This is a genomic window from Vibrio sp. CDRSL-10 TSBA (assembly GCA_039696685.1).
Lineage (GTDB): Bacteria > Pseudomonadota > Gammaproteobacteria > Enterobacterales > Vibrionaceae > Vibrio.
This window is the reverse complement of sequence record CP155566.1, coordinates 1,039,918-1,052,179: the sequence shown is the minus strand read 5'-3', so window position 1 is coordinate 1,052,179 and position 12,262 is coordinate 1,039,918. Positions and strand designations below refer to the sequence as shown.

The following is a 12,262-nucleotide window of genomic DNA, read 5'->3' as shown; positions in this document are numbered from 1 at the left end:
TAAACATTAAATGATGGTACAGGCGTTACGCGCTTTTTCTCTGCTCCGCATGCTGTGCTTCATTCTCTTCCCGCAGTACCCGGCGCAGGATTTTGCCCACGTTACTTTTCGGCAGTTCGTCGCGAAACTCGACCAATTTGGGCACCTTGTAGCCGGTCAGATGCTTGCGGCAGTGAGCAATCACTTCGTCTTTGGTCAGGCTGGCATCGCTTTTCACTACGTAAACCTTGACCACTTCACCGGACACTTCGTGCGACTGGCCGATCGCCGCCACTTCCAGCACCTTGCTGTTAAGCGCCACCACATCTTCAATCTCATTCGGATAGACGTTAAAACCGGACACCAAAATCATGTCCTTCTTGCGATCGACAATATAAATCATACCCTGCTCATCGAAGCGCACGATATCACCGGTCGACAGCCAGCCGTCCTGATCGATCACTTCTTTGGTCGCTTCCGGGCGCTGCCAGTAACCCTGCATCACCTGCGGGCCACGCACCTGAAGTTCACCGGTCTGATCAAACGCCAGCACATTGCCCTCTTCATCGACGATACGCGCTTCAGTCGAAGGCACCGGCAGACCAATCGCACCGGAGTAATCCACCAAATCATGCGGGTTGCCGGTCACCAGAGGCGAACACTCGGTCAGACCATAACCTTCCAGCAAATGGATACCGGTGATCTTTTTCCACTTCTCGGCTACCGCGCGCTGCACCGCCATACCACCGCCGACCGACAGGGTCATATTGCTGAAATCAAGTTCACGGAAATCTTCATTATTGACTAGCGCATTGAACAGGGTGTTCACCCCGGTAATCGCGGTAAACGGATGCTTTTGCAGCTCTTTAATAAAGCCGGGAATATCACGCGGGTTGGTGATCAGCAGATTCTGCGCGCCCATTTCAATAAACAGCAGGCAGTTCACCGTCAGGGCAAACACGTGATAAAGCGGCAGTGCTGTCACCACCAGCTCACGCCCTTCACGCAGTACCGGGCCATAGGCTCCTTTTGCCTGCAGCACGTTTGCGACCATGTTGCGGTGGGTCAGAATTGCCCCTTTGGCCACACCCGTGGTGCCGCCGGTGTATTGCAGAAAAGCAATGTCTTCACCGGACATAAAGGGTTTGACGTATTGCAGGCGACGCCCTTTGTGCAGCGCTTTGCGCATCGAGATCGCACCGGGCAGATTGTACTTCGGCACCATGCCTTTGATGTACTTAACGACAAAATCCACCACCGTGCCTTTGGCACGCGGCAGCATCTGACCCAGGCTGGTCAGCACCACATGCTTGACGGCGGTATTGGCGACAATCTGCTCCAGCGTATTGGCAAAGTTGGAAACAATCACGATCGCGCGCACATCTGCATCGTTGAGCTGATGCTCCAGCTCGCGAGGGGTATACAGCGGGTTAACGTTCACGGCAATCATACCCGCTCGCAGAATGCCGAACAGCGCAACCGGATACTGCAGCAGGTTAGGCATCATCAGTGCGACGCGGTCGCCCTTTTTCAACTTGAGTTCGTTCTGCAGGTAAGCCGCAAACGCCCGGCTTCGCTCCTCCAGTTTACGGTAGGTCATCACTGACCCCATGTTAATGAACGCAGGCTGATCGGCATACTGACGGGCAGATTGCTCGAACATTTCGACCAATGACAGATATTGGTCCGGATTTATGCTTTCCGGTACATCACTTGGATAACGTGAGAGCCAAGGTTTATCCACGGTAAAACTCCTCGTCATAGGCTGGCATTATTATCGTTTATCATTATTAGAATGATGCTATTACAGCACAGCCGGCGAGCTTGAGCACGAAAGTCTCAAACACTTGTTTAAATTTTGTTAACTAAGCCTAAAATTAGTTCTGCGACGAGGGCGGGTTGCTCAAGATGGCAATGGTGACCACCAGAAATAGTAAACATCTCCAGGCGATCATCGGGGTAAATGCGTCGATCCTCTTTTAAATGAGGGTAACCTTGCTCACCCAGAATGACGCGCTGTACGCAGCGTATCTGCGCCATGATCGCTTCTGCATGCTCAGGGGCCATGCGATATAACGACTCACCTTTCAGCCCGCTGTCATGGCGCCAGCGCCATTGTCCGTCCACTTCGGCAATGCCTCGTTCCACCACCGGCGCGATTAAGGGCGCGGCAATCTGATTGGCTACGGCCCGTCGCTCCACTGCCTGCTCAAAGCTGCTATAGCCACGCTCCGGTTTACGCCGCAGACGCTGGCGGCTGAGCACGCCGCGCCGTAAACGCTCAACACTGAGTTCGGGCGCTTCGGACAAAGGGGCCAGCCCTTCAATCTGAACTAATCCTACCACTTGGTCAGGAAAGGCGGCACTATAGCAACTTGCGATTAATGCACCAAGTGAATGACCCACTAATATCCGTCTGTTTGCCGAAAAATGCGCCAAAAATTGGTATATATCGTCAATATAGTGATGAAATGGATAAAAGTGGTTATCCGCCTTATGGCTGGATAAACCATGCCCGGGCAGATCCAATGCACACAGATGCGCACTTGGCCAGCGCTGCTGCAGCTCGGCCATTACCGAGATAAAACTGGCGGCATTGTCCATCCAGCCATGTAAAAAAACGACCGAAAATTCGGCCGTTTGCGGGTCACCGGTTTCCAGCGCAGCAAGCTGGCCACCGGCTATCGAATAAGAGGTTGAACGCAGCATTATTTCACTTCTTGGATAACTCTGCCGTCGCGGGGGAAATCATCAAAATGACGACAGTAGAAATTGCGGCACGGGTAATGATAAGGACCGATATCGTCAATCACTACCCGCTCAGTGACTTTCCACAGATAATAGCCGCTGGCATTCATCACCGGCAGCATTTGCTCGAATTCACCGACCTTGCCCATCTCCGGCGATGTAGTGGTACCGACCAGAGTAATCAGACGTCCCTGGCCATAGGTGATCGGATCAAGGAAGCCGTTCACATACGCAACAAAGCGCCCCTGTGGCTCGCTGGTCAGACTCGGGCGACCCACATCATCAATCGGCAGATTAACGATTTCAATCCGGGTTTTATCAGCCAGATTGGTGACGCTGGCAATCACGCCACCGAGACGAACTTCGGCCTGACTGGCCGGATCAATCTCACTCCAGCGGGCATAATCGCTAATCACACTGTCGCTCTTGGCAGTAAGTTGGGCAGGTAAAGTGGCGCAGGCTGACAGCAACAAAGCTGCCAGGACGGTAATGACGGACTGAAGCTGAAAACATTTCATGATGTGTCCCCTTTTCGCTCAGACATAGTTCGTTAAGACATAGTTCGCTCAGACATCGTTCCCTAACACATAACTCGCTCAAACACAGATACTAAGCGATTCGATGTCACGGCTATTAATCAGATATAGATATCGACCCCGAGTAACTGAGCCAGTTCCTCTTTTCTGGAGTGATTCATGATATCCATATACTCCTCTAACGCCCTTCTCGATCGCCCTTCCGGCAGATCATACTGTACCTGGGCACGCTGAAAGTCAGACGGATTCATATTGCGGATAGAATTAGACACCGCCGTGGCGACTTTGCTGGTCTCGGCGACTTCAGACCCAGCCTGTTCTGCCTGCGGCTTCTTCTTCGCTTTGGATGTCCGGTTGCTACCCGGAATCCTTGCGGGTGGCAGTCCGTTAATTGAAACCATACTGTGTCCGCTCCGGTTAAAGAAGGAAGTTCCGGTTGAATAGGGGTCACTTTCATTCTGGACCAAAGAGCCGCATTATGCATCCTATCCAAGCCGCCGTATCCCAACATTCGATGACGGCGCTTGATGCAGCGGCTCCTGATATTCACTCACCGGCAAGGCTGCCCGAAGGTGGTGAACTGACCCGAAAGTGAGTCATCAGACTTAGGTCAGTGACTGTTACGTTAATTACGGTCAGGTCAACAAGTTATGGTTTGCGACTTAACTTATAGTCTGTAACTTAACTTATGGCCTGTAACTTAGCTTAGCTTATGGCCTGTAACTAACTTATATTGCGCAACTCGGCGTTATTCACGACCTGGCAGTTTTTTCCACGCCACAGTATCACGCAGATAGACCGGACTGGAGTCTGCCACTGCGACGGTGTGACCTTGCTCAAAAGCCTGCTTGGCCAGAATCACCATGTCCTGCGCCTGCGGGTAAAGCACTTCACTGCTTTGAGTCGTGAGTGGTAGCGTCACCAGTTCCTCAGCATAAGCATCCCAACCGGTCCCCACTGTTGTCCAGGTCTGCTCATCCGCGGTGACATTATCTGTCAGGGCCTGTGGCGGGATCACGCACTCTTCATCCACGGTCAGCCAGGTGCCGTCGGTCTGACGTGCATAACGTCCCCAGTACACTTCACTCATACGCGCATCAATCGCACACGCCACATGGGTTGCACCCTGAGTCCGGTAAGCGCCCTGAGCCATTGCCGCCAGAGTCGAAACACCGATCATCGGCAAGTCGGCACCAAAAGCCAGTCCCTGTGCGATACCGATACCAATCCGAACCCCGGTGAAGCTGCCAGGACCACGACCAAACGCCAGCGCGTCTAACTCTTGCAGGGTTAAGCCCGCTTCTTTCAGCACCTCATCCACCATTGGCAGAATCTTTTTGGTGTGATCTCGGGGAGCGACTTCACTGCGTGAATACAGTTTATCGCCCACCAGGAGTGCGACCGAACACGCTTCGGTTGCGGTATCGATGGCAAGAATTTTTGCGCTCATGAATATCTCTAAATTATTGCTGTTGTTAATAAATCCAAACAAAGTCGCCCGGGCAGAGTGCCGTTAATTTCGCAGACCTACTTTGCCTGATGTATTTGTTGCAGAAAGTCCTTCACCACATCCAGATCCCGGGTTCGCGGGATGGGCGGTAAACTACTGAGGAAGATGCCGCCATAATCTCTGGTGACCAAACGGTTATCACAGATGATCAGCGCTCCCTGGTCTTTCTTATCGCGAATCAATCGTCCGACGCCCTGTTTGAGGGTGATGACCGCCTCGGGTAACTGAACCTGTGCAAACGGATCGCCGCCACGCAGACGACAATCTTCAATGCGTGCTTTGAGCAGCGGATCGTCCGGTGCCGTAAACGGAAGTTTATCGATGATAACACAGCTTAAGGTATCGCCTCTAACATCGATCCCTTCCCAGAAGGCGCCAGTCGCCACCAGCAACGCATTACCCAGTTCCATAAATTCCGCCAGGGTCTTTTGCTTACTGGTTTCGCCCTGCATCAGCACCGGCAGAGAGAGCTGTTCACGAAAGCGCTCACCCAGTTCACGCATCATACTGTGTGACGTGCAGAGGAAAAAGCAGCGTCCCTGGTTTTGCTCAATCACAGGTGCCAGCATAGTGACCAGTTTATTCGCAAGGCCGGGACTGTTTCGGCTCAGGCAGATAGCGCGGCACGCACAATTTGGCCTGCTGCGCATAATCAAACGGGCTGGGCAGAGAAAATTGCGCCGCCGGCTCTAATCCGAGCCGATGGGTAAAGTGGCCAAAATCGTCGTTAACCGCCAGTGTCGCCGAAGTAAAGATCCAGGCGCCCTGTTTCATTTCCATCTGTTCGTGAAACTTATCTGCCACGGTCAACGGGGTAATGTGCAGGCTGAACTGACGCGGCGTGGTGTCGTACCAGTAGGAATAACCGGTAATCGAGACATCACATACCCGCTCAATGCGACCTTTGATCAAGTTAGCCCGCTCAAAAGCGGTATCAAGCAGTTGACTGCGGCCCAGCGCCAGTTTGAGCACTTCGATAGCAAAATCCAGACTTTCCCGCACCCGCTCGACTTCACGAGCAATTGACGGTGACTGAATCGCCTCGCGCCAGTTGCCGCGAAAACCGGTATCACCCAGCGCGATGCGTAAATCCATCGCTGACTGCACCAGCTTATCGCCGACTTTTTGCAGCTGGCGCATGTCTTTCGCTTCGGTGCGGTAACCAATCTCGATGTCTTTGGCCAGCTCCTGAATCTGACGGCTGGAGACTGACTGGCCAAAATACTGGCTGGCGATATCCGGCAACTGATGCGCTTCATCGAAAATGAAGACGTCCGCTTCCGGGATAAGCTCGCCAAAGCCGGTTTCTTTTATCGCCAGGTCGGCCAGAAACAGGTGATGGTTCACCACCACCACATCGGCATCCAGAGCTTTGCGGCGCGCTTTGGACACAAAGCAGTCCTGATAACTGGCACACTCTTTACCCAGGCAGTTATCGTTGGTGGAGGTAATGGTCGGAATGATCATGCTGTCTTCCGGCAGCTCATCACAGTCACCCAGGTCACCGGTTTTGGTCTCCGACGCCCAGCTGCGCACTTTGACTAACTGGGTCAGCAGCGTCGGGTCAGTCTGATTGGTGTGACTTTCCACCATCTGGCGACTGAGCCGGTCGAGGCAAAGATAGTTCGCCCGACCTTTCAGCAGAGCGACACTGCCGTGAAAACCGAGTGCACTGACCATCAGAGGCAGGTCGCGGTGAAACAACTGCTCCTGGAGGTTTTTTGAACCGGTACTGATGATCACCTTCTTACCGCTCAGCAGAGCCGGCACCAGATAGGCGAAAGTTTTGCCGGTTCCCGTCCCCGCCTCAACCACCAGCTGCGAGTCGTCTGCAATAGCTTTAGCCACTGCTTCAGCCATATCGATTTGCGCCTGACGAGCCTGAAAGCCGGGAATGGCTTTACCCAGAGCGCCCTGCTGAGAAAAGGTTTTTGCAATCATCCTGCGAGCTGTCGAAAGAGAGAATGCGGCGATTATGGCAGTTTTCCCACCCGGGTGCGAATCCGATTCGCTCAGCGCGATCTTAACGGGTTACATCACCGAACCAGAAATAATGTGACCAAGCGCCCAGATAGTGGTTGAAACCATACGGAGAATCGATTAATTATAAAGACTGCTTGGGCAGCCTTACCGTTCCGGCTTGCCTACCCTGTAATACATCTGACCTCATTGAAGTCGTGCTCGGACCACCAGCCGGTGAACCGACTGCCGCAGACCACTTCACCTCAGAAAGGTGTACATAACCAAAAAGAAAATGCACGGAAGTTGTCATTAATGGAAAAGAAAACGCTGCTTACGCATTGTACCGATGCGCCGGGTCTGATCTCGAAGATCACCAATATTTGTTACAAACATCAACTCAACATCATCCACAACAGCGAATACGTGGATAACACCAGCGGCCACTTTTTCATGCGCACCGAGCTTGAGGGCTACTTTAACGATGAAACCCTGCTCGCTGACCTGGACAACGCACTGCCACAAGGTGCCAAACGCAAACTGATCAGCTCAACCCGCAAACGTGTGGTGATTCTGGTCACCAAAGAGTCGCACTGCCTGGGCGACATCCTGATGAAGAATTTCGATGGCAGCCTCAATGTCGATATCGCTGCAGTCATTGGTAACTACGATGTGCTGCAAGGACTGACCGAGAAATTTGATATCCCGTACCACTGCGTATCACATGAAGGCCTCAATCGTCAGGAACATGAACAAAAGATGCTGGAAGTGATCAACCAGTACGATCCGGACTTCGTGGTGCTGGCCAAATACATGCGTGTGCTGACGCCTGCTTTTGTTGAGCAGTACCACCACAAGATCATCAACATCCACCACAGCTTCCTGCCAGCCTTTATCGGCGCACGCCCATATCAGCAGGCTTACGAGCGCGGTGTGAAGATCATCGGTGCCACAGCGCACTTTGTCACCAACGATCTCGATGAAGGTCCAATCATCAAGCAGGATGTGATTCCAATTGACCACACCTTCAGCGCTAAAGACATGGCGCAGGCCGGACGTGACGTTGAGAAAAGCGTACTGAGCAAAGCACTGGGCAAAGTGGTCAACGACCATGTTTTCGTGTACGGCAACAAAACCGTTATTCTGTAACGCTCGTTGACCGAAACCGATAAGATAAGGGCGCCAGAAGGCGCCCTTATCAGTTATTAACATCAGTTGTTGGTCAGGAAAAATTTAGTTACTGCTACAACCAACGCCTGTCAAAGCGTCAGCGCCAGCGTGACGCCCTGACGAATGGCGCGCACAGCGTCCAGCTCACCAGCCAAATCCGCACCACCGATAACATGCAGCTTATCGCCCAGTTGTTGCCATTTGTCCTCAAACGGACGTACCGACTCCTGACCGGCACAAATCACCACTTTGTCCACTTCCAGCAGTTGTGGGTGACCACTTAACGAGATATGCAGCCCCTCGCGGTCAATCTTCTCATAACTGACCCCACCCAGCAGATGCACACCGCGTTTTTCCAGGGTGCGTTTATGGATCCAGCCGGTAGTCTTACCCGGCCCTTTGCCGACCCGGCCTCTGCGCCGCTGCAGCAGCCACACTTGTTTATCACTCAGCATCTCCGGATACGGGTACAACCCACCCGGATAGGCAATGTCGGTATCAATGCCCCATTCGTGCAGCCAGTCGTCGAGTTTATAAGCCGCAGGCTCAGTAATCATGGTCGCTACATCCACCCCGATACCACCGGCGCCGACAATGGCGACCTTGTCTCCGACCGGAGTTTTGTCACGGATCAGGGTCTGGTAATCCACGACCTTATCCGGATTATCAATGCCTTCAATCGTCACTTTACGCGGCGTGACACCGGACGCCATCACGACTTCATCGTACTCATCCAGCATCGAATAAGTCACTTCGGTATCGAGGTGTAAACGTACGCCGGTCTGCTCAATCCGGTTAGCAAAATAGCGAATAGTCTCCCGGAACTCTTCCTTACCCGGGATCTGCATGGCGAGGCGAAACTGACCTCCTATCCGGTCATTGCGCTCAAACAAGTCCACCTGATGGCCACGTTCCGCCAGCATGGTCGCGCTGGCAAGGCCCGCCGGACCTGCGCCGATCACGGCGATGTTTTTCTTTACTGCCGCCGGAGTGACCGTCAGCTCGGTTTCATAACAGGCCAGCGGATTGACCATGCAACTGGCGCGCTTAGCCTGGAAGACATTATCCAAACATGCCTGATTACAGCCGATACAGGTGTTAATCAGATTGGCCTGGCCTTGCTCGGCTTTGGCGACAAAATAGGGGTCGGCCAGGAACGGACGCGCCATCGAGACCATATCGGCCTGGCCGCTGGCGAGTATCTGCTCGGCCTGCCCCGGGGTATTAATCCGGTTACAGGTAATCACCGGCACCTTGAGGTGTGGTTTGATTTTCTCAGTCACCCAACTGAAGGCAGCGCGTGGTACCTGAGTTGCAATAGTGGGAATGCGCGCTTCATGCCAGCCGATACCGGTATTAATCAGGGTGACACCGGCCTGCTCTAATGCTTTAGCAAGCTGAACCACCTCTTCAAAGGTGCTGCCCTCTTCGACCAGATCGAGCATCGAGAGGCGGAAAATAATAATAAACTCTTCACCGACTGCAGCGCGAATAGCTCTTACGACTTCAAGCGGGAAGCGAATCCGGTTCTCATAACTGCCGCCCCAGGCGTCATAACGCACGTTAGTACGTTTACAGATAAACTGGTTGAGCAGATACCCTTCCGATCCCATTACCTCGACCCCGTCGTAACCCGCTTGCCGGGCCAGCAGCGCACTGTTGGCAAAGTCATCGATGGTAGACCAGATCTGGCGCTCGCTCATTTCTCCCGGCGCAAAACGGGCAATCGGCGCTTTGATAGCGGAGGCGCTGAGAGAAAACGGATGCATCGCGTATCGGCCGGCATGCAAAAGCTGCAGCGCAATTTTACCGCCGTGGTGATGGACCGCTTCGGTCACCACCTGATGCGCTTTTGCATGTTTGGCACTGCTGAACTGAGCACTGAAAGGGTGCAGACGACCACGCAAGTTAGGTGAGAATCCGCCGGTCACAATCAGTCCGACGCCACCTTTGGCGCGTTCGGCGTAAAAAGCAGCGAGCTTTTGCAGACCTTCCTTGTGCTCTTCAAGGCCAGTGTGCATTGAGCCCATCAGGACCCGGTTGCGCAACTGAGTAAATCCAAGATCTAAAGGCTGAAGCAGATTTGGGTACATGGCAGCGTCACTTTTATCGTTATCTTTAATGGTCTGACCAGAATATGCAGTCGTTTACCAAAAATCAAACAGGTGTTTACATTTCTGTAACCACGATCAATCTTGCGGTTGTTTGAGTATAATGAATAACGTAGGATGACGAGGATACCCAAGTGACTGGTCTTAAAGGCGAACCAAGCCGTCTCTCCTTTGCTGAACTCGATGCTGTGTGAGAGTGACCCTCCGGTGAGGCCCAACGTTACGCTGCGCGCCATAAAGCTGTGGCTGCGCGCTGCCGTTTAACCGCTAATTCACCTTAAGCGGTAGCTCACTTGGTTGTCTTATCCCGGAATTACCCGCGTATCATCCTCAGCAAGCCATTTACTTGTTGCGTTGGAGACAACATGAAACAAATATTTCGATTTATAGGTCTGATTTTCAAAGGTATTTGGAAATTAATCACCTTTATCAGACTGGCTCTGACCAATCTGCTTTTTCTCCTCAGCCTGGCAGTTATCTATTTCATTTACATTCATGCTGATTCACCAGCGCCGACCGTCAGACAAGCCTCGGCTTTGGTTCTGAACCTGTCCGGCCCCGTCGTTGAGCAGAGCACCTACATCAATCCACTCGACTCGTTTGCCGGTTCTGTGCTGGGTGATGACCTGCCGAAAGAGAACGTCTTGTTTGATATCGTTGATACCCTGCGTCAGGCCAAAGATGACAGCCACATCAGCGGACTGGTTCTGGCGTTGCGCGACCTGCCGGAAACCAATCTGACCAAGTTGCGTTATATCGCTAAAGCCATCAACGAATTCAAAGCATCCGGTAAGCCGGTGTATGCGGTTGGCGATATGTACAACCAGAGCCAGTACTACCTGGCGAGCTATGCCGACAAAGTGTTCCTGGCCCCCGACGGCGCCGTGATGCTGCGTGGCTACAGTGCCTACAACATGTACTACAAAACGCTGCTGGAAAATCTCGACGTCAACACTCACGTTTTCCGTGTCGGCACCTATAAATCCGCTATCGAGCCTTTTATTCGTGACGACATGTCCGATGCCGCGCGCGAATCGGCTTCACGCTGGCTAAGCCAGTTATGGGGCGCCTATGTGGACGATGTGGCGACCAATCGCCAGATTGATGCCAAGACCCTGACCCCGAGCATGGATGAGTTTCTGGCGCTGCTGAAACAGTCTTCCGGCAATCTGGCCGATCTGTCACTGAAAGCTGGTCTGGTCGACGAACTGGCCACCCGCCAGCAAGTGCGCGCACAACTGGTGGATGCCTTCGGCAGCGATGGTGAAGACAGCTACAATGCGGTCAGCTACTACGAGTACCGTTCATCGGTGAAACCGAAATTTGACGTGAATGCCGACGATGTCGCGGTGGTCGTTGCCAGCGGCACCATTATGGATGGTGATCAGCCACGCGGCACAGTCGGCGGCGACACCCTGGCCTCACTACTGCGTGAAGCGCGTATCGATGACAAAGTGAAAGCGGTCGTGTTGCGCGTTGACAGCCCGGGCGGCAGTGCCTTTGCCTCGGAAGTGATTCGTAACGAAATCGATGCCATCAAAGCGGCCGGCAAGCCTGTGGTCATCTCGATGTCGAGTCTGGCGGCTTCCGGCGGTTACTGGATCTCGATGGGCGGTGATCAGATTGTTGCTCAGCCAACCACACTGACCGGTTCAATTGGTATTTTCAGTGTCATCACGACCTTTGAGAAAGGGCTCAACAAGCTTGGCATCTACACCGATGGTGTCGGCACCTCGCCGTTTCTCCGGCGTCGGCGTTACGACGGGCCTCAATGACGGCATTAAACAAGCACTGCAAATGGGGATTGAAAACGGCTATCAACGCTTTATTTCTCTGGTGGCAGAGAACCGTGACATGTCTGTGGATACCGTTGATAAAGTCGCTCAGGGCCGGGTCTGGACAGGTCAGGACGCACAACAATATGGCCTGGTTGATAAACTGGGTGATTTTGATGATGCGGTCAAACTGGCAGCGCAACTGGCTAATCTCGACAACTACAACCTGTATTGGGTAGAAGAACCACTTAGCCCGGCGCAGCAGTTTGTACAGGACCTGTTCGCTCAGGTGCGGACCAGTCTGGGATTGGATTTCGCCACTATGCTGCCAGAAGCGCTGCAACCGGCAGCGAAACAGTTGAGTGCCGACGCCAGTCTGATGAGCAGTTTCAATGACCCGAAAGGTTACTACGCGTTCTGCCTGCCCTGTCAGGTGCAGTAGCGACGATAGACGAAAACTAACATCAGATACCG

7 protein-coding genes and 2 pseudogenes are annotated in these 12,262 nt (G+C 53.1%); 2 read left to right on the top strand and 7 right to left on the bottom strand.

The window, feature by feature from the left end:
- Positions 1 to 25 precede the first annotated feature (25 nt).
- From fadD to ABDK09_12330, 6 genes and pseudogenes are all read right to left on the bottom strand, one after another.
- Positions 26 to 1,723, bottom strand: coding sequence for a long-chain-fatty-acid--CoA ligase FadD (gene fadD, locus ABDK09_12355; GenBank protein XAW90241.1), 1,698 nt, complete (start codon positions 1,721 to 1,723; stop codon positions 26 to 28).
- A 107-nt stretch (positions 1,724 to 1,830) separates the two neighbouring features.
- Positions 1,831 to 2,685 carry an alpha/beta hydrolase gene (locus ABDK09_12350; protein ID XAW90734.1) on the bottom strand — a complete coding sequence of 285 codons (855 nt, stop codon included), beginning with the start codon at positions 2,683 to 2,685 and terminating at the stop codon, positions 1,831 to 1,833.
- 2 nt (positions 2,686 to 2,687) lie between these two features.
- The gene (locus tag ABDK09_12345; GenBank protein XAW90240.1) at positions 2,688 to 3,245 is read right to left on the bottom strand and encodes a Slp family lipoprotein; all 558 of its coding nucleotides are present in this window, start codon (positions 3,243 to 3,245) and stop codon (positions 2,688 to 2,690) included.
- Positions 3,246 to 3,364: 119 nt separating this feature from the next.
- Complete coding sequence (locus ABDK09_12340; protein ID XAW90239.1) at positions 3,365 to 3,664, bottom strand: chromosome partitioning protein ParA; 300 nt, start codon at positions 3,662 to 3,664, stop codon at positions 3,365 to 3,367.
- A gap of 347 nt (positions 3,665 to 4,011) precedes the next feature.
- Positions 4,012 to 4,713, bottom strand: a complete 702-nt coding sequence (gene tsaB, locus ABDK09_12335; protein XAW90238.1) for a tRNA (adenosine(37)-N6)-threonylcarbamoyltransferase complex dimerization subunit type 1 TsaB — start codon at positions 4,711 to 4,713, stop codon at positions 4,012 to 4,014.
- 77 nt (positions 4,714 to 4,790) lie between these two features.
- Positions 4,791 to 6,714 (bottom strand): annotated as a pseudogene (locus tag ABDK09_12330) (ATP-dependent DNA helicase).
- A gap of 333 nt (positions 6,715 to 7,047) precedes the next feature.
- Between ABDK09_12330 and purU the strand changes: the two are divergent.
- A complete protein-coding gene (gene purU / locus ABDK09_12325) occupies positions 7,048 to 7,881 on the top strand; it encodes a formyltetrahydrofolate deformylase (protein XAW90237.1) in 834 nt (277 codons plus the stop codon).
- A 110-nt stretch (positions 7,882 to 7,991) separates the two neighbouring features.
- Here the strand turns inward: purU and ABDK09_12320 are convergent, their stop codons facing one another.
- Positions 7,992 to 9,995: an NADPH-dependent 2,4-dienoyl-CoA reductase gene (locus ABDK09_12320; protein XAW90236.1), complete on the bottom strand. Its 2,004-nt coding sequence runs from the start codon at positions 9,993 to 9,995 to the stop codon at positions 7,992 to 7,994.
- A 383-nt stretch (positions 9,996 to 10,378) separates the two neighbouring features.
- On the opposite strand from ABDK09_12320, the pseudogene sppA reads away from it, so the two are divergent.
- Positions 10,379 to 12,230 (top strand): annotated as a pseudogene (gene sppA / locus ABDK09_12315) (signal peptide peptidase SppA).
- The last annotated feature ends 32 nt before the right edge of the window (positions 12,231 to 12,262 follow it).

Bases quoted from the DNA above. Each gene is read 5' to 3' on its own strand.
- ABDK09_12345 (XAW90240.1), bottom strand. From the start codon at position 3,245: ATGAAATGTTTTCAGCTTCAGTCCGTCATTACCGTCCTGGCAGCTTTG.
- ABDK09_12340 (XAW90239.1), bottom strand. From the start codon at position 3,664: ATGGTTTCAATTAACGGACTGCCACCCGCAAGGATTCCGGGTAGCAAC.
- tsaB (XAW90238.1), bottom strand. From the start codon at position 4,713: ATGAGCGCAAAAATTCTTGCCATCGATACCGCAACCGAAGCGTGTTCG.
- purU (XAW90237.1), top strand. From the start codon at position 7,048: ATGGAAAAGAAAACGCTGCTTACGCATTGTACCGATGCGCCGGGTCTG.
- ABDK09_12320 (XAW90236.1), bottom strand. From the start codon at position 9,995: ATGTACCCAAATCTGCTTCAGCCTTTAGATCTTGGATTTACTCAGTTG.